This window comes from Nocardioides sp. CCNWLW239, from assembly GCF_037137035.1.
Lineage (GTDB): Bacteria > Actinomycetota > Actinomycetes > Propionibacteriales > Nocardioidaceae > Nocardioides.
On sequence record NZ_JBBBNW010000002.1, the window covers coordinates 443,697 to 462,800 of the forward strand.

Annotated in this window: 22 protein-coding genes, 1 tRNA gene and 1 pseudogene; 8 read left to right on the forward strand and 16 right to left on the reverse strand. The window is 66.2% G+C overall.

The window, feature by feature from the left end:
* Window positions 1-8: 8 nt before the first annotated feature.
* Window positions 9-806, forward strand: a complete 798-nt coding sequence (locus WBG06_RS08050; RefSeq protein ID WP_336736071.1) for an SDR family NAD(P)-dependent oxidoreductase — start codon at window positions 9-11, stop codon at window positions 804-806.
* A gap of 34 nt (window positions 807-840) precedes the next feature.
* Here the strand turns inward: WBG06_RS08050 and WBG06_RS08055 are convergent, their stop codons facing one another.
* From WBG06_RS08055 to WBG06_RS08070, 4 genes are all read right to left on the reverse strand, one after another.
* Window positions 841-1,335, reverse strand: coding sequence for a nuclear transport factor 2 family protein (locus WBG06_RS08055; RefSeq protein WP_336736072.1), 495 nt, complete (start codon window positions 1,333-1,335; stop codon window positions 841-843).
* The gene (locus WBG06_RS08060) at window positions 1,332-2,270 is read right to left on the reverse strand and encodes an NAD-dependent epimerase/dehydratase family protein (RefSeq protein WP_336736073.1); all 939 of its coding nucleotides are present in this window, start codon (window positions 2,268-2,270) and stop codon (window positions 1,332-1,334) included. The genes WBG06_RS08055 and WBG06_RS08060 overlap by 4 nt, the downstream gene beginning before the upstream one ends.
* A 418-nt stretch (window positions 2,271-2,688) precedes the next feature.
* A complete protein-coding gene (locus tag WBG06_RS08065) occupies window positions 2,689-3,357 on the reverse strand; it encodes a nucleotidyl transferase AbiEii/AbiGii toxin family protein (RefSeq protein WP_336736074.1) in 669 nt (222 codons plus the stop codon).
* 232 nt (window positions 3,358-3,589) lie between these two features.
* Window positions 3,590-4,177 (reverse strand): type IV toxin-antitoxin system AbiEi family antitoxin domain-containing protein, encoded by a 588-nt coding sequence (locus tag WBG06_RS08070; RefSeq protein ID WP_442945415.1) that lies wholly within the window; start codon window positions 4,175-4,177, stop codon window positions 3,590-3,592.
* A gap of 922 nt (window positions 4,178-5,099) precedes the next feature.
* Here WBG06_RS08070 and WBG06_RS08075 point away from each other — a divergent pair.
* Complete coding sequence (locus WBG06_RS08075; protein ID WP_336736076.1) at window positions 5,100-5,483, forward strand: hypothetical protein; 384 nt, start codon at window positions 5,100-5,102, stop codon at window positions 5,481-5,483.
* A gap of 54 nt (window positions 5,484-5,537) precedes the next feature.
* Here the strand turns inward: WBG06_RS08075 and WBG06_RS08080 are convergent, their stop codons facing one another.
* Entirely contained in the window at window positions 5,538-5,996 is a 459-nt protein-coding gene (locus WBG06_RS08080) for a hypothetical protein (protein ID WP_336736077.1), read from the reverse strand.
* On the opposite strand from WBG06_RS08080, the gene WBG06_RS08085 reads away from it, so the two are divergent.
* Window positions 5,976-6,434 (forward strand): tyrosine-type recombinase/integrase, encoded by a 459-nt coding sequence (locus WBG06_RS08085; RefSeq protein ID WP_336736078.1) that lies wholly within the window; start codon window positions 5,976-5,978, stop codon window positions 6,432-6,434. The genes WBG06_RS08080 and WBG06_RS08085 overlap by 21 nt on opposite strands.
* 396 nt (window positions 6,435-6,830) lie before the next feature.
* Here the strand turns inward: WBG06_RS08085 and WBG06_RS08090 are convergent, their stop codons facing one another.
* From WBG06_RS08090 to WBG06_RS08105, 4 genes are all read right to left on the reverse strand, one after another.
* Window positions 6,831-8,195, reverse strand: coding sequence for a hypothetical protein (locus WBG06_RS08090; RefSeq protein WP_336736079.1), 1,365 nt, complete (start codon window positions 8,193-8,195; stop codon window positions 6,831-6,833).
* A 145-nt stretch (window positions 8,196-8,340) separates the two neighbouring features.
* The gene (locus WBG06_RS08095) at window positions 8,341-8,871 is read right to left on the reverse strand and encodes a type II toxin-antitoxin system VapC family toxin (protein WP_336736080.1); all 531 of its coding nucleotides are present in this window, start codon (window positions 8,869-8,871) and stop codon (window positions 8,341-8,343) included.
* Window positions 8,864-9,688, reverse strand: a complete 825-nt coding sequence (locus WBG06_RS08100) for a hypothetical protein (RefSeq protein WP_336736081.1) — start codon at window positions 9,686-9,688, stop codon at window positions 8,864-8,866. Before WBG06_RS08100 ends, WBG06_RS08095 begins: the two co-directional genes overlap by 8 nt.
* A gap of 95 nt (window positions 9,689-9,783) precedes the next feature.
* Window positions 9,784-10,149 (reverse strand): hypothetical protein, encoded by a 366-nt coding sequence (locus WBG06_RS08105; protein WP_336736082.1) that lies wholly within the window; start codon window positions 10,147-10,149, stop codon window positions 9,784-9,786.
* Between the two features lie 72 nt (window positions 10,150-10,221).
* On the opposite strand from WBG06_RS08105, the pseudogene WBG06_RS08110 reads away from it, so the two are divergent.
* The 3 genes and pseudogenes from WBG06_RS08110 (at window position 10,222) to WBG06_RS08120 (ending at window position 12,569) form a co-directional block, all read left to right on the forward strand.
* A pseudogene (locus WBG06_RS08110) lies at window positions 10,222-10,874 on the forward strand (DUF3631 domain-containing protein).
* Between the two features lie 328 nt (window positions 10,875-11,202).
* The gene (locus WBG06_RS08115; protein WP_336736083.1) at window positions 11,203-11,442 is read left to right on the forward strand and encodes a helix-turn-helix transcriptional regulator; all 240 of its coding nucleotides are present in this window, start codon (window positions 11,203-11,205) and stop codon (window positions 11,440-11,442) included.
* Window positions 11,439-12,569, forward strand: a complete 1,131-nt coding sequence (locus WBG06_RS08120) for a tyrosine-type recombinase/integrase (protein ID WP_336736084.1) — start codon at window positions 11,439-11,441, stop codon at window positions 12,567-12,569. The genes WBG06_RS08115 and WBG06_RS08120 overlap by 4 nt, the downstream gene beginning before the upstream one ends.
* Before the next feature lie 59 nt (window positions 12,570-12,628).
* On the opposite strand, the gene WBG06_RS08125 is transcribed toward WBG06_RS08120, so the two are convergent.
* From WBG06_RS08125 to WBG06_RS08155, 7 genes are all read right to left on the reverse strand, one after another.
* Window positions 12,629-12,701: transfer RNA gene (locus WBG06_RS08125), tRNA-Ala, on the reverse strand.
* A 54-nt stretch (window positions 12,702-12,755) separates the two neighbouring features.
* Window positions 12,756-13,574: a divisome protein SepX/GlpR gene (sepX, locus tag WBG06_RS08130; protein WP_336736085.1), complete on the reverse strand. Its 819-nt coding sequence runs from the start codon at window positions 13,572-13,574 to the stop codon at window positions 12,756-12,758.
* Window positions 13,575-13,675: 101 nt separating this feature from the next.
* Window positions 13,676-14,275 (reverse strand): GNAT family N-acetyltransferase, encoded by a 600-nt coding sequence (locus WBG06_RS08135; protein ID WP_336736086.1) that lies wholly within the window; start codon window positions 14,273-14,275, stop codon window positions 13,676-13,678.
* 12 nt (window positions 14,276-14,287) lie between these two features.
* Window positions 14,288-14,764, reverse strand: coding sequence for a MogA/MoaB family molybdenum cofactor biosynthesis protein (locus tag WBG06_RS08140; protein ID WP_336736087.1), 477 nt, complete (start codon window positions 14,762-14,764; stop codon window positions 14,288-14,290).
* 79 nt (window positions 14,765-14,843) lie between these two features.
* Window positions 14,844-15,314 carry a cyclic pyranopterin monophosphate synthase MoaC gene (gene moaC / locus WBG06_RS08145; protein WP_336736088.1) on the reverse strand — a complete coding sequence of 157 codons (471 nt, stop codon included), beginning with the start codon at window positions 15,312-15,314 and terminating at the stop codon, window positions 14,844-14,846.
* The gene (gene glp / locus WBG06_RS08150; RefSeq protein WP_336736089.1) at window positions 15,314-16,522 is read right to left on the reverse strand and encodes a molybdotransferase-like divisome protein Glp; all 1,209 of its coding nucleotides are present in this window, start codon (window positions 16,520-16,522) and stop codon (window positions 15,314-15,316) included. Before glp ends, moaC begins: the two co-directional genes overlap by 1 nt.
* 202 nt (window positions 16,523-16,724) lie before the next feature.
* The gene (locus WBG06_RS08155) at window positions 16,725-18,101 is read right to left on the reverse strand and encodes a UTP--glucose-1-phosphate uridylyltransferase (RefSeq protein ID WP_336736090.1); all 1,377 of its coding nucleotides are present in this window, start codon (window positions 18,099-18,101) and stop codon (window positions 16,725-16,727) included.
* A gap of 77 nt (window positions 18,102-18,178) precedes the next feature.
* On the opposite strand from WBG06_RS08155, the gene WBG06_RS08160 reads away from it, so the two are divergent.
* Both WBG06_RS08160 and WBG06_RS08165 read left to right on the forward strand, forming a co-directional pair.
* Complete coding sequence (locus WBG06_RS08160) at window positions 18,179-18,742, forward strand: 5-formyltetrahydrofolate cyclo-ligase (protein ID WP_336736091.1); 564 nt, start codon at window positions 18,179-18,181, stop codon at window positions 18,740-18,742.
* 59 nt (window positions 18,743-18,801) lie between these two features.
* Window positions 18,802-19,065 (forward strand): FmdB family zinc ribbon protein, encoded by a 264-nt coding sequence (locus tag WBG06_RS08165; protein ID WP_336736092.1) that lies wholly within the window; start codon window positions 18,802-18,804, stop codon window positions 19,063-19,065.
* Window positions 19,066-19,104: the final 39 nt, after the last annotated feature.

Here is a 19,104-nt window from a genome sequence, read left to right on the forward strand (position 1 = left end):
ATGGCAACGTGACGATCGTGACGGGCGGAGCGCACGGCATCGGAGGCGCGACCGTGCGACGGCTCGCGCGCCGCGGGGACATCGTCGTGCTCAACGACATCGATCCCGACGGTGCCGAGGCGACCCGGGCCGAGGTCGAGCGGGCCGGTGGTCGCTGCGAGGTCGTGGTCGGCGACATCGTGGAACGCGAGGTCGCCGACCGGCTGGTCGAACGGGCTCTGCGCGTCGCGGGACGCATCGACGTACTGGTCAACAACGTCGGCGACTTCCGGCCCGCCTCCAAGGACTTCGTGCGCAGCACGCCGGAGCAATGGCAACGGCTCTACGAGCTGAACCTGCGCCACGTGCTCGATGTCAGCCACGCCGTACTGCCCCACATGATCGAGCAGAGCAGCGGCTACATCGTGAACATCTCGACCGTCGAGGCCTTCCGCGGCATCCCGGGCCATGCGGCGTACTCCGCCTTCAACGCCGGAGTCTCGGCCTTCACGAAGAGCCTGGCGGTCGAGGTCGCGCGACACGGCATCCGGGTCAACGCGATCGCGCCGGATCTGGCCGACAGCCAGCAGACGCCGGCGGCAGCGATGCTCCGCGGGAAGGACGAGGCCAGGATCCCCACCTGGGTGCCCGTGGGCCGCTTCGGCCATGTGGACGAGTACGCGCGGGTCATCGAGTTCCTCACCACCGACGGTGCTTCCTACCTGACCGGGCACACCATCCCGGTCGACGGCGGCACCCTGGCCGCGTCGGGGTGGTACGCACGCGTCGACGGCAAGGGCTGGACCAACTTTCCCCAGCACACCTGAGCCCTGGTCGGACGCGCGCGGTCGAGCCGGACCACTACCCCTCCCGAGGGACCTTGACCGAGCGTCTCTCCCGGAAGCCGAGCGTGAGCTCGCGGCGTGCGAACCGCCACCCGTCGGCGATACGCACGTAGCGGTCTCGATAGACGATGTACCAGACGTCATCCACGGCCGCGTCGTCCTCGCCGGGCGCCCGCACATGATGTGCGGTGCAGGCCACCCGGCCGATCACCTCGTCGCGATCCCGGCCCGGCGTGAACGTCGCGCCGACGATCGCGTGGTACGTCACGTGCAGACCGGTCGCCTGCATCACCGCGGCCGCCACCGCCTCCCGTCCCTGGTGCACGAGCGTCTCCCCGACGCGGCGTGGGTCTGCCGGCACGACCAGGACCCCTTGCTCGACGAAGAGCCCGGCGACCACTTCTGGTCGACCATCGTCGACGGCGGCCGCATAGCGGTGGACCAGGTCGCCGAGCGCTGCCCGGTCACCCCCGCTGACCTCGCCCTGGCCCGGGCCGACTTCGGCGGTCACCCCGCGGCCTCGGCCGCCTGGAGCTCGCGCACCTGCGCGACGATGCTCTCGATCTCGCGACGGACGTCGCCACGGGCGTAGCCGAGCAGGTCGGTCTCATCGGGATCTGGCTCGTAGGACAGCACGTAGCCACGTCCGGGCACGATCGCCGCATCCGGCAGGAACCGATGCGGCTCATCGCGCTCCTCCAGGCTCCGCCCGCCGCCCGCGGCGTCGAAGATCAGCTGGAAGAACTCGGTGAAGGTGAGGTTCTCATCGCCCACCAAGTACGCCCGCCCGCCCTCGCCGTTCATGAGCGCGCCGGCGACCGCCTCGGCGAGAGAGCGCACCGACATGTAGTTGGTGCCACCGGCCGGTGCATGGTCGGGGATGTCCGGCAGGTCGCCGTCAGCCCACCGGACCATCGTCGCGAACCGCCGCAACGCGATGCCGGGGACGACACCGACGATGTTGGGTGGGTTGACGGTGATCGCGGCGAAGTCTTCGTCGGACAGAGCACGCGTGCGCTCGTCGGCGAGCTGGCGTGCGCGCACGTACGGATCACGCTCGGCGATCTCGGGCAGAACCTGGTGGTAGTAGCTGCCCACCTGCACGAAGCGACGCACGCCGGCGCGCTTGCACAGCTCTGCGAACCGCGGGATGCCCTCACTCTGCACCGCGTCCCAGTACGCCGACTCGTCAGCCTCCTCGAGGTCGCGCGGCTTGTGCCGGATGTCCTGGCCGGCGGCGAACACGACCCCGTCGAAGGACGCCAGCGAAGCCGCGGTGAAGGTGCCCTCGACATAGTCGCCACGCAGCACCGGGAACCCGACGACCAGTGAGTCCTCCGCGACCTCGCCGCGTGCCGCAATCGTGACGTCCTCGCCCCGCTCGGCCAGCAACCGAGCGATGTGCCCGCCGATCATGCCGGTGCCACCCACGACCAAGATCTTCATACGTCCTCCTCGTTCCACGGCGTCATCACCCACCCAACGCCTTCGGCTCTCTCGATGGCTCGTCGATCCCGATGACCGGGAGCCAGGTCACCGTTTCCGGGGTCGAGGAGACGGACGTTCCTCGGTGTAATCCTCTCCTTGGCTCTTAGAAACCGGGCCTTCCTTCCATGAAGCTGCAAGTAGTAACCGGCTTTCCGCTGGCGGAACCGATTGGATTCGAACCCCCGGCCTTCTCTTGGTGCCCGGCGCCCTTCTTCGGGCGCCGGATCCCTTGGAGTTTCTCGGCCGGTTTCTGAGAACCACCGTTTGACCTGGGCGAACGTCCGTCATCGACGTCGCTGACGAACTCCACGCTACCTCATCGTCTCGACCGATCTCGGAGTCTCGCGAAGGGGTTTTCGCGGAGTATTCGCGGAGTTCAGGACCATGTCCGCGCCTTTGCCCGCCACTGCGCAGCACCGGGGGCGTCGGCACTCAGCACCGGGTCGGCAAACCGGACCGCCATCTCCACGACATCATCGAAGGTCGCAGGGAGATGCTCGCCATCGGCACCGAGCCCGCGTCGATACGCCACGTACGCCGAAGCCCGGACCTTCACCAGGTCACCGACCGCGTCAGACAGTGTTCTGACGACGACGCCTCGAAAGTTCATGGTGGCCGTCACTGCCGCGCGCACCTCGGCACCATCGAGGTCATGGGTCGTGACGAGGGTGTAGATGTCGGCCCAGTCCCGCACTCTTGTGCTCGCCGGCCCGAGATCGATCGCGGTCGAGATCTTCTCCGCCAGCACGGTTGCGATCGGATACCCCAATATCCGCACAGGGTCGGCGCCTGGTCGCAGCGCGGGCAGCTCGATCACGGACGGCTCCGGCGTGATCGGGTCTCCGAAGTTGATGTCCAACTTGAGCTTCAACCGGGCCGTGCCCAGCGTCGCATCCATGGTCACACGGACCCCGGAGTAGAGCGCGTCGTCCCGGATCATCGCCGCCTTGACGGTCTCGGGCAGGTAAACGACGCCGTCGTCAGGGTCGGCCATCCCTGCAATCTCGACGACTCTGGCCGCGACAGCGTCTTCCTCGGCGGGCATGTTCCGAGCCAGTGCGTCCGCATCGTGGTCGGGCGCCGGCTCCCGAAGCTCGCCAGGAGCATCCCGCCCTTGAGGATGAAGTCACCGGCGTACGGTGATGCGCTCATCCGAGCCAGCCATCGCTCCACGACGTACATCGTCAGCAGGTCCTGGGTGCGTCGTCCTTCCCGGCGGGCGCGGTTCTGCAGATCCAGATATGCCCGCCCGGCAGCGCTCTCCCTCGTCGGCCTGTTCATCGTGCCCCCGCGATGTCCAGCGCCGACCGCACCGGCCCGACCACGCCGAGTGCGCGTGCGTACTCGAGCACTGGTGCGGGTCTGTTGCCTGGGCGTTCCAGGTATCGGTTCAGCACCGTGTGAGCCAGCGGTTCGCCGAGTCGGTGTCGCAGGCGCATCAGGTCCACCACTGTCCGCGCCGAGTCGTAGATGCGTACGAACTCTCCCGGGGCCACCTCCACCCGCGAAAGGCCGAACTCGAACGTCTCGGCATCGAACCGGAACACTGTGGTCGGCGGATAGGAAATGCGCGGCGCGTTCTGAGCCACGGAGACCGCGATCTGGACGGACGGCTCCATCTCGTCGCTCAGCCCATGAACCACTGCAGCGCTCGCACAGCAAACGACCGCCCGTGGCGCCCGCGTCGCCACGGCCAACAGATCCGGGTGCGAGGGCTCGGGCGCATCCGCCCGGCGAAACACCCCTCGCGACAACTCAACGACCTCGCCGCTGTCTCGCCAGCGATACAGATCCCTGGGATGCACCTCCATCCCACGGGCCATCCTGGCCGTGAACGTCGCCGGGAGCGACTCCAACCCCACCATGGATCAAAACCATACACGCTCAAAGTCAGGGTGTATGGTTTTGATCCACACACGGCTACGCCTCGACCCACCAGGCCCGATCGCGAACACCGTTCGTCACTGGCCCAGGTGGCGACTCGATGTGGCTTGCAGCGCCTGGCGCCTGGGCCGCGCGGGATCCGCGTGGCTATCGGAGTCGGCCGCGGGGTACGCCGGAGGTACGCGCGACAAGGAGACCGGCGAATGACAAGCAATAAACCCGGCCCCGACAGCCTTGTTATGGCTGGTCAGAACCGGGTTTCAGGTGGTGGAGCTGAGGGGATCCGAACCCCTGGCCTTCTCATTGGGAAGGCGTGTCATCCCATGGAATCGATGTCTTCCCCGCGTGGAGGTGCCAATGCATGCGTTGCATTCCGACACCCCAATTTCGACGCCGGGGGGGGCACCTGGGGGCACAAATCCAATCCACCCACCAAGTCCGTATCGCGGGGGCGGAGCGTCACTTGATCCGGCACCTGGCCCCCTTGGCGGGGGGTCTGGGGGCTCGCCCCCACGCTGCCTAACTACATCGATCCCGAAAGCATCGCGGGGAATGTCTCTGCCGGTAGCGGCGGCCCCCTCCCCCTCGTCATCGGCTCCCTGCCGTGCCTGGCGGCCGACGTGACGATGATCGCCGGGGGCACCGGATACGTACGTGACGATGCGGGTCCGGTCGTCGAGCTGCTGAACCTGTCGGCCTGGTCGGCGTCGGGGCGCAGGGTCCCGGACGGCTAGCGGGTCGGGTCGATCTGGTCGACGGCTTGGAGAGTGAGCGCTTGGTCTAGGGACTGGGCGCTCTTCTTCATTTGCGCGGCACGTAGGGGGACCGGCCGCCAGGCCGCACGCCCCCGGAGGCCGCGCACGCGGCCGAAGGCCGCCTTGAGTCAGTGGAGAAATTTAGTCAGTGAAGAAATTTCTCACGAAACCGGTCGGGGACCTTCTGACCCGGGTCGCCCAAGAGGAGGCGATACTCGACCCCGTGACGAACATGCGGTCAGACGTGATGCTGTCGATGATGCGCGCCCTCTGGGAGCAGGTCACGGCGGACCTGCGTGGCGTGGCCGTGCGGTACGAAGGCTCCTCGGAGCAAGGCACGATCGAAGGTCGCTTCTTGTACGAGGGCGACGTCGGCGAGGTGCAAGCGGAGTGCGTTGCCCTGGCCGAGACGTACTGCATCGCTGACTACCCGCCCGAGGTGTCCGTGAAGTTCCGGGCAATCCCTCACGCGACCCGCGATCTGTTGCCCGGTGAGGACTGGGTGTTCCTTCGCTGGGAGCCAGAACACTGATCGAACCTTGTCGCCTCGATGCCGGTCGACCAAGTCATCAGCCACCGGTCTGGATCACACGGGTCGGACGACTCGATCTATCCGGTGCGCTGCCCCGTCGGGCGCTGTCTCGCTGGTGTCGATCCTGACGTCTGCGGTCGGGAGTCTCGGAGTCTCGCGCCAAGCGTCGAGGCGTTCGTCTAGATCGTGGCTACCGCGTGCTCGAAGTCGCTCTAAGGCGATGGGCTCCGGGCAGGTGAGTTCGACGACGGTCCAAGTGACGGGAGCCTCGATAGCGAGGACGGCGTCAACTGTTTCGGGCTGCCCGAGATGGATGATCGGTACGCCTCGGTTGAGAGCGTCGAGCAACCCAGGCTCGTCGACTACGTACGTGGCTCCGTATCGCTGGTTCTCCCAGACGATCGCGCCTCGCTCCCTCAGCGCCTGGAGCGCTCCCGCGTCGGCCAGCCGATAGCCAACCGTCCGCCCTGGCCCAACCTTGAGCCGCTCGAAGTGGGCGTACTCCCTCGACACCGAGGGTCACGAGACCAAGTCCACCAAGGCCGTCGCTCTCGTCGGGTCCCCCTCGCCAACCGCGTACTCCCGCTCGTGCAGCAGATGACCACCGGCAAGAAGGCCAACGATCTTCTGTTCACCACCGACACCGGGGCAACCCTCCACCGAGGTGCCGTCACCCGAACCTTGAAGTGGGAGCAGACCGGCCAGGGGCGACGACTTCACGACCTCCGCCACACTGCGGCTTGCCCGTGGCTGGCTCGTGGTGTCGATGTCGGGACAGTCAAGGAGTGGATGGGTCACGAGTCGATCGCGACCACGAATCTCTACCTCCACTTCCTCGGCACTGGCGCTGACGCGGCGGGCCTGGATCGGCTCAACGACGACCCCAAGAAGGGACGCCAGAACGGCCCGGGGGCCACCGGGGGGCCACAAACCGCCGAGGGGGACGAATGACAAGCAAAAAACCCGGCTCTCACCGCCGTGTTGTGGCTGGTCAGAACCGGGTTTCTAGTGGTGGAGCTGGGGGATTCGAACCCCTGGCCTTCTCATTGCGAAGGCTTGTCGGCAGCGTTCGATCCGCTGCGCGCTGCGGTCGAGCGTTGTATCGATTGCACGTCGTTGCACCATCGGGGGGAATCGGGGGGGAACGTTCAGAGTCTCGAATGACCGGTCGGCACACGACCACGTGCATCAGGAGAATCCTTGGCGGTGACGTGGCTCCCCGACGCTGTCTGCCTGCACCGATGGGAAGCCTCCCCGGAAGTGTCCCTGTCGGTAGCGGCCCGCCCCACTCTCATCGCCAGCCTCTTGCCGTGCCTCCCCACGAAACCGGATGTAGAAGAACGCTACTCATTGGTCCTTCTGGCCGCCGTCTCCGGGATCCAGGGCGACCGAGGCCGGGAGAGCGTTTGCGACCCGTTGTTCAGCGATGAGGGCTTCGACGGCTTTAGTCGATATCAATTCCTGCCCGCGGCGATCAATGATCTCGCGATACAGCGGGGAGGTTAGAAGGTCAACCGTCGTAAGGTCGTTCCGGCGAAGCAGTTCCTTAATCTCCGATACGGCTCGGTCATCGTCCTCGATGAGGACCGAGCGAGCATGGGAGTATCGGAGATCGAGGCCTCCGGGATCCCATGCGGTGACCTCGCGCATGACGGCCTCAGATTCGTTGAGCTCTTTACGCGCTGTCCACAGCATTATCTGCAACGAAATCTCTGTCGGCCTTCGAAGCCGCCCCCGGGATTTGGATAGGACAGTGTTGCTTATGACGCGAGCAGCGCGGTAGTGCTGCCTCTCAAGCAGTTGCTCCAACCGCGTCGAGATCCAAGCCTCGGCTTTGCTGGCGGTAGCCTTGTTGACCTGCAGCCAAGTTCCAGTTATGAGCAGGAACCCAAACGCCAATAGTTGTTCGCTAGCTTCGAGCAGATACTCTTCGTCTAAGTCCAACTGATCACCAACACCGGGCATCTCAGCGGGCGACTTGTTCGCATCTCTAAGTTGCCGCACGTACTGCTCCGAAACCCTCCCGCCTGTATGAATCATAAGGTTTCGGCGAGCAAAGATCTCCACGAAGGTCGACCAGTCATCGGTCATTTCTTTGAACTTCACCCCAATGCCGTTGAACCACGAAGACCATTCGTCCATCGAGCAGCGCATAATGTCGTCGACCTTGCGCTCGATGACCAACTCACGAGCACTCGCGACATCGCCCAACCCTTCAAGTTCCGCCAGGGTGATGCTCGCATTCCCGCTTAGAAGTTCTGGGCGCGACACAAGAATCAGGCGAATCAGCTGACTCAAGGTGAATTCAAACTCGCTGATTTGATGCGCAAGCATCGAGCGGAGGAGAACCGTGCGACGGGACGGCATACGTCCGTTGTGACCGACCCGGTTTAACAGTTTGTATATGACGCGCGCCACTGTGGGGTCTTCGAGCTTAACCACTTGCCTCTCTTTTGGCCTTAAGTCGGGGTCTTTGTCCACGAACTTCAGCAGCACTTGAGCAAGATCCCTAGCACTCTTGCCAAATTTCTTAAGCTGCTCGCCTGTTAGCCCGAAGCTCATGATCTCGAAGTCGACTTCGCGCTCTGGTGATGCCGCAGCGAAGTCCAGCAGTTCGGCGGCTGCATCCATGCGAGCCAAGAACTCGTCGCCCATCTTCCCCGCCTCGGCAGTCCAGTCCGGTGAGTGCATCGACGCAGTTTCGCTCTCCACGAGACAACACTGGCACGGCTAACTGGTTGCGCGCATGAGGTTTGAAATGTTTCGGGGCTCTACTACCCCGACGATCGTTCGTGGTCGACCTGTCGACGATGGCGCCAAGACCCGGCCGGGCTCGATGAGCGAGCTCAAGGGACAACTACTCGCCCACGGCCTGGTCGAGCAACGTCTGAGGCCAGACAACTTCGGGACGCATCACCTGGACGCCATTGACACTCTGATTGTGCGGGAATCCATGATCGTAGGTGAAGAAGAAGTCACAGCCGAGATCGACCGCCACGGCCAGGTGCGTCGCGTCGGCTGCTGACATCTTGCTATCACCAATCCCCCTTCCCCGCCATTCAATGGACAGCTCGATCGCCTTCCGAGCAATGTGGCGATCGACTTCTCGCCAAATTGTCTCGGGGCTTGTCCACCAACGTTCAAGTAGCATGCGGATACGCTCAGTCTGCTTCTGGGACTCCCCGTTAGCTCCGACCTCCGCCTGCACGAGTGACGATGCCGCAAGCTTGACTCGGCCTTCATCGACCGCACGGAACAATTCGTAGGCAGCCCTGCCTCGCTGCTCGCCGGTGCCGAGGTGCGGCTGCTTGTTCTTCGTGATCAGGTCGAGGTAGACGTCAGAGTCGGCGTAGATCAGAGGCGGTTCTTCTGGTTTGTATTTAGGCACGACGACGCACCCGACTCACGTAGTCATCGACGCTCATGCCGCCGGTCCAATTTTCGTCAGCACCGTACAGTTGATCCGCGACAGGCCCACCCATTGGCGCTGATTCCGGCATCAACTCAGCGTCTCTGACCGCAATCATCAGTGCCTGCCCAGCCTGATTTCGAGTAATAGTGCCGCGAAGCGTTACGCGATGGTCCCACCACATCCGCAGATCTTCTTTCAGCGAGAGGGGCGCGGTCCCTTTGACCGTCCGCCGCGAGACGGGGTCGTGAAGCGCGATCCGTAGTCCCTTGCTCGTTGCGTTGAGTGCTGTTAGCCGGCCAGTAATGGATCCGATGGACTTCTCCGCTTGGCGCACCGCTGTCCGAGCATGCTCACGCACAACTTCGTCCAACGCTTCGTACGGCCCGACAGCACCATTGACCGCAGCGACGGATACCTCGCGGATGCCGTCCCGCGGGTTGGCGACATCAAGAAGTCGCCGGACCGTGTCCTCACTGAAGAACGCTGGGAGTTCAGGATCGCGGCGGAGACTTTTCACGCCAGACACGAGAGTCGTGACTGGAGCCATGAGCGACTCATGGTCTCGACGGCGACTGTGCGGCGCCGCCGTCACGCGCACGTAGAACGACGCACCTTCATGGCGAATGTCGTCAACGACCCAATGCGGTCTCGGCACGTTCTTGCCAGGAGTTGTCGCTCGATCGAGGTCAAGAAGCACAACCGGCATCGCTCGAAGCGTGCTCAGCCACTGCGTGAAGTCCGGCTGACGCTCACCCTGGGTGACCTGCACCTCCATCGCTGAAACTGCTGCCATGCGGCTGACGCTAGCGCTGACCCCGCGTTTCGGTCGGGGCTTTACACGTTCCAGGAAAGAAGCTGACCCATTCTGGGGATACGAGGAGCGGCACCCTAGGGGTTACCGATGCCAGGCGGCTCAGAGGTTTGGAGTTTGGGGAGCCTCTCGGCGGCGATCGCCTTGACCCGCTCGGCGTTGGCGCCCGCGTCGACCAGGAGCAGAGCGGCGTCTCGACCTAGCCAATGTCCATGGGGGTCGTGCTGCCAGGTGGCGAGGTTGTAGCCGGCGGCTTCCTCGAGCAGCTCGGCGCGCACCCGCGATCGTCCGGTGTCGGGGTCTGGCTGCGTCGCCCTGGCGGCAAGCTCGGCCTCAGCTGCGGCCCTGTCACCGCGCTCTCCAGCCAGGAATACCGCGGCGCCGGTCAGGCCAGCGATCGTGATCTCGTCGTCGCGTCGGTTCGGCCGCTTGATCGGCCGCATACGGCGTCCTCTTGTCACGTCGGGTCGACTCCTTTGCCCGACACCATCGAGGACCGCGCCGTCGTGATCCAGATGCGCCGGCGCGCACCTGGTGAGTCGGTCGCGCCCTACCGAACCCGCCGTGATGGTCCAGCCCTCGACAACCTCCGCAACCGGCTGAACCAGTGGGTCAGGGCCCACCTCGACCACCTCGGATCCGCCATGCCCGACATGCCGGTCGAGGACCGCGCCGCCGACACCTGGGAGCCACTCCTCGCGATCGCCGATCTCGCCGGCGGGTCCTGGCCGACCTCGCCCGTGACGCATGCGTGATCCTGACCGAGACCCGCGACGCGAACGCACAGACCACCCTGCAAACGCGTCTCCTGACCGACTGCAGGGCCGCATTTGGTGACGCCGAGGCATTGCCCACCGCGGTGCTCCTGGAGCGTCTGAAGGCCGATATCGAGGCCCCCTGAGCGACCTACCAGAACACCGGGCTGACCGCGATGAAGCTCGGGTTCCTGCTTCGAGACTTCGACATCCGCTCCGACACCATCCGCTTCGACACCGGACAGGCCAAGGGCTACCAGCGCACCGTGTTCGCCGACGCCTGGGCCCGCTACTGCACCCCCACAGCCGAGACCCAACTCGCTATCCCAACCTGCGTCGTCTGTCGCCAACCTCTGGCCCACGACGACGGCACCCATACCCACCCGACCTGCGATCCGGAGGCCCACCGATGACCAACCCGACCACGGTTCTAGGGCCCCAAGCCGTACCAGCCGTACCAGCCGTACCAGCCGTACCAAGCCACTGTTTTCCCAGGTCAAACCGCGATTTCGGGTGGTACGGCTTGAAAAATCGGCCCGTACCAAAGCCGTACCAAAATCCCCAAGCCGTACCAGCCGTACCAAAGCCGTACCACCCCAAAACAGCATCTGACCAGCCGAAATACGCCGTTGGTACGGCTGGTACGGCTGGTACGGCTTACCCCCTCCCGACCTGCCGACTACAGCTCGCCAACCACGACGGATCAAACACTCACTCGACCTTTGCATCGGAGGCCCAGCGATGAGCAAGAACACCCGCCGCGACCACCTGACGGTCGCTGACTTGCACGAGGAGATCGCCGACGCTCTCCCGATCCTGTGGACATCGCGGGAGGTGGCGAAAGCCCTGAAGGTCACACCCTCGACGCTCTGCCGCTGGCGAGCAACTGGCAAGGGCCCGCGGGTCTACTGGCTCTCACCCGACTCTCCCCGCTACCGCCGGAGCGATGTTCTGTCCTGGCTCGAGGAGGTGGCCGCGTGAACGTCCGAAAGATGCCGAACGGCCGTTGGCAGGCCCGCCTGAAGCAGGGGCGCACCGACATCGGAACGAAGATGTTCGACACGCGGCGCGAGGCTGTCGACTGGCTCACCCGCGAGCGTGCAGCGCTCGCGGGTGGGTTCGACCGCCGCGCCGGTCAGGTGACGGTACGCAAAGCTCTGCCGATGTGGCTGGAGGAGCGCAAGGCCACCGTTGCCCCGAAGACGTACGTTGCCGATGCGGCGGTCGTGCGACTCACCCCGACGTCGCTCGCGGCCCTTCAGATCGGGAGCGTCACCGAACGCGAGGTCTCACGCGCCCTGGTGTCGCTCCACCGGGGCGGGCTCGCCGAGAAGTCGGTCAAGCGATACCGCGCCTCCCTGTCGTCGTTCTTCGCATGGGCCGTGCGCGAGCGAATGGTCCAGCACAACCCTGTGACCCCGACCAGGGTGCCTAAGGCGAGCGAGGTCGCGACCGAGATGCAGCCGTTCAGTGAGGCGGAGTTGGAAACGCTCGTCGCTGATGCCGCCCAGCTCGCTGCCCGCGATTCGGTGAGTCTGATACGCGCCACGGACAGGGCCCGCGATCTGGCGAGGCTCGCGGACATTCTGCTGGTCGCTGGCTGGACCGGGCTTCGGTGGTCGGAGCTGCGAGAGGTGAGGGTTAGCGATGTCGCGCTACAGCCAATCCCGGGGATCTACGTACGACGCGCCGCCCCAGAGGGAGGTGAAGCGAAACGAACCAAGTCGGGGAAGTCGAGATTTGTCCCGCTCGCCGATCGGGTACTTCCCACCGTCGTAGCACTCATGGCAGGGCGCACGAGCCGCGACCTGCTCTTCGTAACCGCCACCGGTCATCGGCTGCACGCGAGCGCCGTCAAGCGCGCCGTCGATTGGGAGCTGATCTCGCACGGCCGGCGGATCCACGATCTGCGCCACACCGCTGCCTGCCTGTGGCTCGCAAAGGGGGTCCCCGCCACGACGGTGCAGGCATGGATGGGGCATGCCTCGATCGCGACAACAAACATCTACTTGCACCATCTCGGAACGGTCGCCGACGAGGCTGGATTGGCCCGTCTGAACGGCTCGGGGGGAATCCGGGGGGAATCTTCACCGGAACGGCAGCACTAGACACAAAGAACCCCGCCTGACCCTCTGCGTTTCCGCAGGTCAGGCGGGGTTCTTGTTTGTGGAGCTGAGGGGATTCGAACCCCTGGCCTTCTCATTGCGAACGAGACGCGCTACCAACTGCGCCACAGCCCCAAGCGATGAGAAACGTTAGCACCTCGTCGCGGGTGTTACCCAATCAGTAGGCATTCAGGAGCCCGTGGCGCGGTTGCGCGCTTCCTCGGCAGACGTGGCCGCGGCACGCTCGGCCTCCTCGGCCTGCCGGACGAGCTCGGAGTCGGCAGCGTTGCGGCCAGAGCTCCACACGCCGGTGGCGTCCAGATCGATGGTGCGCACGGCGCGTCGCGGCGCGGCCTCCTTGGAGACGTACGTCGGCAGCGGGGTCTCCACGGGCTTCCAGGAACCCGCGGGGAGCTGCTCGCCGGTGTCGTCGTGCTCGACGACGGCGACCAGGTCTCCGGTGTCCTGGTCGATGTCGAAGGTGATCCGGGGCGGGGCAGCCGGCTCGGGCTCGGGGACGTCCTCGGGGAACGGGATCCGTGCCCAGACCTCCCGCTGGTGGCGCACGCTGAGCCGGCAGGTGACCAGCCACGCGACGACCAGCCCGCCCGGGATGGCGATCCACACCGGCCCGAAGACACCGAAGCCGGCGAGAGCGCCGACGACGACCAGACCGAGGACCAGCACACCGAGCACGATGCTGCGGCGCTTGGCCGCGGCGCGGGCGGCCCGGCGGCGTACGGCCATCGGGACGGGGCGCGGAGCAGGCTCGGCAACCGCCTCGGCCTCCACCTCAGACTTCTTCGGCGACTTCTCGGTCACCAGGTCGGTGGAGTCCTTGCCGGTGGCTTCGCGTCGTGCGAGGATCCGGCGGGACTTGGAGATCGCGGCACTGGCCCGACTCTTCGTCCCGTCCTCGGCCGTCGCGTTGTGTTCGAGCGCTTTCGGCACCAAGTACACCGCCCACGCCACGGCGAGGGCGACGAAGATGAGTGCGCTCGGGTCCACGTCAAGAAGCGTAGGAGCCTTGACCAGCCGGTAGGCGGACGTGCAGTGGTGTGTCGCGTGTGACTTGTGTGATTTCAGCAGGACACGCCGAGGTCAATGCCTCATTCGGGTGACAAACCGAGCCGAGACAGCATTCCTTGGTGACATTCTTCGACTGTTATCGCGAAGATACGGTGATCTCGCCAAGCACCGTCGATATGCAGAAATCGGGGCGCATATCCGATCTCGTCGATGCCCAGCTTCTCCACCACCCGGAGCGAGTTGGAGTTCTCCGGACGGATGCAGATCTCGATCCGGTGCAGCCTCGCCGTCGTGAAGCAGTGGTCGATGACCAGCGCCACCGCCAACGGCATCACGCCACGTCCGGCGAAGCCCTGGTCGATCCAGTAGCCGATCGAGGCGAACTGCGCCGAGCCGCGCACGATGTTGTTGACCGTGACCTGACCAGCGAAAACACCGTCGACCTCGATCGCGAACGGATAGGTCACGCCACGTTTGGCCTGACGGCGAAGGCGACGTACGAGACTGGCGAACGTCGTCGGCCGGGCGCTCGACCCCGGGGGAACCGTCGCGTCCCACTGGTGCAGCCAGGCAGCCGAGCGGCGGCGCGCCTCGGTCCATGCCTTGGCGTCGCTACGGTCGAGAGGGCGCACGGTCACGGCGCCGTGAGAGAGGACGGCGGGCCAGCCGGGATCAGTCATCAATGGTCCGAATCAGTGGTCACTGCCGACCGACTGCTCCACGGCGTGGGGCAGCACGGGACGCAGTACGTCGATCGCATCCTTCACGCCACCCCGCGACCCGGGAAGGTTCACCACCACACACGCTCCGATCTGACCGGCCAGACCGCGGGACAGTAGCGCCGTCGGGATCCCCTTCGCCACTCCGGCCGCCCGGATCCCTTCGGCGATGCCCGGGATCTCGCGGTCGAGCAGCGGGCGGGTGACCTCGGGGGTGCGGTCGGTGGGGGTCAGGCCCGTGCCTCCGGTGGTGAGGACGACCCGTGCACCCTCCTCCGCGGCTCGCGCGATCGCCTGGCCGACCGGGTCGCCGTCGCGTACGACCTCAGGAGGGCCGACCACGAAGCCGAGCTCTTCCAGAAAGGCGACCAGAAGGGGGCCTGTGGTGTCCTCATAAACACCGGCCGAGGCACGGTTGGAGGCGACGACGACGGTGGCTTTCAGGCTCATCGGGCGACCTCCGTAGCGCAAGCGCCAGGATACGGACGCCGCCCGATGAGGTATTCGATGGTCACTCGCTGGCGCTCGCTCATCTCTGGAACGCACCCGACTTTCCGCCGGTCTTCGTCTCGACGCGGATATCGGTGATGACCGCCCTCTTGTCGACGGCCTTGATCATGTCGACCACGGTGAGACCCGCGACCGCGACGGCGGTCAGCGCCTCCATCTCGACACCGGTGCGATCGGTGGTCTTCACCGTCGCGGTGATCTCGACGGCATCGTCGGCGACGCTCAGCTCGACCTTGACGCCCGAGACGGCCAGCGGGTGGCACAGCGGGATCAGATCAGGCGTCTTCTTGGCGCCCATGATCCCGGCGATGCGGGCGACGGCGAGCGCGTCACCCTTGGGTACGCCCTCGCCGCGGAGCAGCTCGATCACGTCGGGCGAGACAAGCACTCGCCCGGAGGCGGTCGCGGTGCGGGCCGTGACCGCCTTCTCGGAGACGTCGACCATCCGAGCAGCGCCGGTCTCGTCGACGTGGGTCAACCGGTCGGCCATCAGAACTCCACGTCCAGCTCGAGCACGTCCACCTCGGCGCCCTGGTCAAGCGCGGTCGTCTCCGGCGGGATCACGATCAGGCAGTTCGCGCCGGCCAGGTCGCCGATCAGGTGGGACCCCGGGCCGCCGATGGGCGAGACGCCGGCGCGGGAGCCGTCGTACCAACCGCGGAGATACTGCTCCTTCCCGGCCGGGGAGCGGACGGCGTGGGTCAGCGCGGCTCGGCGTACGGGCCGAGCCTCGGGGGTCATGCCCATCAGCCGACGCAGCGCCGGGAGCACGAAGAGCTCGAAGGAGACGAACGAGGACACCGGGTTCCCGGGCAGGCAGAGCACCGGGACCCGCTCCTCACCGATCCGGCCGAAACCCTGGGGCTTGCCCGGTTGCATCTTCACCGGGCCGAACCACACGCCCTCCGGGGTCAGCGCCTCCTTGACCACGTCGTAGTCACCCATCGAGACCCCGCCGGAGGTGACCACCAGGTCGGCGCGGACGAGCTGGTCGGACAGCGCGGTCATGAAGGCACGCGGCTCGTCGGGCACGATCCCCACGCGGTACGCGATGGCGCCGGCCCGGCGGGCTGCCGCGGCCAGGAGGAAAGAGTTGCCGTCGTAGATCGAGTCGTGGCCCAAGGACTCCCCGGGCTCGCGCAGCTCGGTGCCGGTCGAGAGCACCACGACGCGGGGACGTGGGCGCACCGCCACCTGTGCGCGGCCGACGGAGGCGATCAGCCCCAGATGACGCGGGCCGAGCACGGTGCCCGCGGGAATGAGCAGATCGCCCTTCGCGACGTCCTCGCCCGCGTAACGGACGTGCTGAGCCTCGTTCGGCGTCTGCCGGATCTCGACCTCGGCGACGCCGCGGTCGGTCCACTCGTAGGGCACGACCGTGTCCGCGCCTGTGGGCAGCGGGGCACCCGTCATGATCTTCGCCGCCGCGCCCGGGGGCAGGGCCAGCAACGACGCCTGCCCGGCGCCGATCTCGCCGAGGACCGGCAACCGCACCGGCGCCTCTGCCGAGGCGGTCGCGACATCGGCGTAGCGGACCGCGTAGCCGTCCATCGAGGAGTTGTCGAAGCCCGGCAGCGAGACCTCGGCATGGATGTCCTCGGCAACCGCCAGCCCGAGGCAGTCCATCAGCGGCTGCGGGTAGGCCGGCATCGGCTCGAGATCGGCCAGGATTCGCTCGCGGTAGTCGGCGGGAGTCACCCCGCCAACACTAGTGGTCATCGCCTCGATTTCGTCCCCGGTCCGCCGCCATGGCACGCACTGGGCGGCGTTGCCCCCGCTCGAAATACCCCGGTATGCCTTCGCAGGGGCGCCTTGCCCAGCACGCACCCTGACGACGGACCAGGGACGAACTGTCGGCTCACACCACTAGTGGTCATCGCCTCGTTATCGGCTCACACCACTAGTCGGACAGGATCGTGGCCGGCGCGACCCGTTCACCGCTGGCGCCGTCGAGCTCGACCGCGCCGATGACCTGGACGCCCTTGCCGAAGGTCCAGTCGCCGTTGACGGTGAGCGAGGACGCCTTGCGCAGCGACGGGGCACCCTCGGGGAAACGCTCGTCGAAGCTTGCGACGTACTTGTAGTAGTCACCGTCCAGGTCGATGAACGGAACCACATCGGCGACCTGGTCGAGCACGAAGTTGTCACCGATGTCGTAGACGTCGGAGCGGAGGACGAGGAGGTCGTTGGTCGTCTTGACCGGCACGAACCGGTCGCGGCCGACCTCGATCAGCTGGGACCCCTCGAAAACCTCGATCGCGGCGCCCATGGCGGTCTCGATCTGGACGACCTTCGGCGTCTTCGGGTCGGCGGGGTCGACAGTCTTCTCGTTGCGGATCATCGGCAGACCGAGGATGCCGTCGCGCTCGTCGAGCACCTTCTTCAGTGCCTCGAGATCGAACCAGATGTTGTTGGTCGAGCAGTATTTGTGTCGGCTGAGGTCCTGCAGCGCCACCTTGTCCTCGTCGCGGGTCTGCGCGGTCTCGCGCAGGATGAGGCGGCCATCGGACTTCCGGCGCGCGAAGTGGCCGCCCTTGCGGTCGCTCGGGGTGCGGCGTACGGCCTCGATCGCAAAGGGGGCTCCGCTCTTCGCGAACCAGCCGGCGACCTTCTCGTCGGGGACGGCACCGAGGTTGTCGGAGTTGGAGACGAAGACCCGCTCATAGCCCTGCTCGATGAGCAGGTCCAAGAGCCCGGTGTCGAGCAGGGCCGTATAGATGTCGCCGTGACCGGGCGGGCACCACTCCAGGTCGGGGTCCTTGGGCCACTCGACCGGGCTCAGGTCGTCGACGAGCAGACGCGGCTCACGGTTCTGCAGGAACTCCAGCGGCAGACCCTCGACCGGCAGGTCCTGGTAGCGCTCGAGCGCGGCCAGGCTGTCCTCGGAGGTGCGGAAGGAGTTCATCAGCAGCAGCGGGAGACGTACGTCGTACTTCTCCCGCATGTGCAGGATCTGACGGGCGATCACGTCCAGGAAGCTCAGGCCCTTGCGCACGCACAGCAGCGACTTCGCGCGGTCCATGCCCATCGAGGTGCCGAGGCCACCGTTGAGCTTGATCACCGCGGTGGTCGAGATGGCGGCGTGCGCCTCCTCGTCGCTGACCTCGACGTCACCGATCGACGGGATGTCGACCGGCTCGATCGTGTCCTCCGGGATCATCCCGGTCTCACCGTGCTCGAGCTGGCGGTAGTAATGTGCGAACGTCTGCACGGCGACGTCGTCCACGCCGGCGTCGCGCATCTTCGCCATCGCCTTGGCCAAACCTGGGCTACCCATAGAGGAAAGCCTAGGCTGTCGTTGTGTCGGATTCACAAACCCCTCCGGGTTCTGGTAGTCCAGCCCCCGCTGACCTGATGGGGCGCAAGACTGCCCTACGCGACCAGCTGCTGACTACCCGGGGACGCATCGGCCTGCACCGACTCGGCTCGCTCGCGCGTGACCTCTCGCAGGTGGTCAGCGAGATTCCTGAGGTACGCCGGGCCGCGACCGTTGCGCTCTACGTCTCGATCGGCACCGAACCCGGCACCGGGCCGCTGATCGACTCGCTCGACGCCGCGGGGAAGCGCATCCTGCTGCCCTGCCTGCTGCCGGACAACGACCTGGACTGGGCGGTCTACGACGGCGAGCTGGTCCGCGCCGCCCGCGGACTCCTGGAGCCGGGCGGGGAGAGGCTGGGGGTCTCCGCGATCACCGGCGCCGACGTCGTGCTCGTGCCGGGCCTGGCCGTGGATGCGCAGGGCCATCGGATGGGACGGGGCGGGGGCTCCTACGACCGCGTCCTGGCTCGGGTGCCGACCGGGACCCTCACCTGCGTGCTTCTCTATCCGTGGGAGATCGGTGTTCCGGTGCCGGTGGAAGCCCACGACCAGGCCGTGGGTGCGGCCGCGAGCGCGGAGGGAATGCAGCGCTTCTCCTAGGCGTTCGCTAATATTGGCAGTCGCGCCCGTCGAGTGCCAGATTCTGTTCTAGGAGAAACGTGCCCACCTATCAGTACGCCTGCACCGAGTGCGGCCACGCCTTCGACCAGTTCCAGAGCTTCAGCGACGCTTCGCTGACCGAGTGCCCCGAGTGCAGCGGCAAGCTGCGCAAGGTCTTCAGCGCAGCCGGGGTCGTCTTCAAGGGCTCTGGCTTCTACCGCACCGACTCCCGCTCCGGCTCGTCCTCGTCGAGCTCGTCGGACTCGAGCTCGTCCTCGACGTCGTCCCCGGCGCCTGCCGCGGCCTCCAGCTCCTCAGACTGACGCCGAGACGTCACGCGCGTCGGCCGAGTTGGCACCGCG

Excerpts from the sequence above, each read along its gene's own strand:
- WBG06_RS08060 (WP_336736073.1), bottom strand. The coding sequence starts at position 2,270 with ATGAAGATCTTGGTCGTGGGTGGCACCGGCATGATCGGCGGGCACATC.
- WBG06_RS08065 (WP_336736074.1), bottom strand. The coding sequence starts at position 3,357 with ATGCCCGCCGAGGAAGACGCTGTCGCGGCCAGAGTCGTCGAGATTGCA.
- WBG06_RS08070 (WP_442945415.1), bottom strand. The coding sequence starts at position 4,177 with ATGGTGGGGTTGGAGTCGCTCCCGGCGACGTTCACGGCCAGGATGGCC.
- WBG06_RS08100 (WP_336736081.1), bottom strand. The coding sequence starts at position 9,688 with ATGGCAGCAGTTTCAGCGATGGAGGTGCAGGTCACCCAGGGTGAGCGT.
- WBG06_RS08105 (WP_336736082.1), bottom strand. The coding sequence starts at position 10,149 with ATGCGGCCGATCAAGCGGCCGAACCGACGCGACGACGAGATCACGATC.
- WBG06_RS08115 (WP_336736083.1), top strand. The coding sequence starts at position 11,203 with ATGAGCAAGAACACCCGCCGCGACCACCTGACGGTCGCTGACTTGCAC.
- WBG06_RS08135 (WP_336736086.1), bottom strand. The coding sequence starts at position 14,275 with ATGACTGATCCCGGCTGGCCCGCCGTCCTCTCTCACGGCGCCGTGACC.
- WBG06_RS08140 (WP_336736087.1), bottom strand. The coding sequence starts at position 14,764 with ATGAGCCTGAAAGCCACCGTCGTCGTCGCCTCCAACCGTGCCTCGGCC.
- moaC (WP_336736088.1), bottom strand. The coding sequence starts at position 15,314 with ATGGCCGACCGGTTGACCCACGTCGACGAGACCGGCGCTGCTCGGATG.
- WBG06_RS08155 (WP_336736090.1), bottom strand. The coding sequence starts at position 18,101 with ATGGGTAGCCCAGGTTTGGCCAAGGCGATGGCGAAGATGCGCGACGCC.
- WBG06_RS08160 (WP_336736091.1), top strand. The coding sequence starts at position 18,179 with ATGGGGCGCAAGACTGCCCTACGCGACCAGCTGCTGACTACCCGGGGA.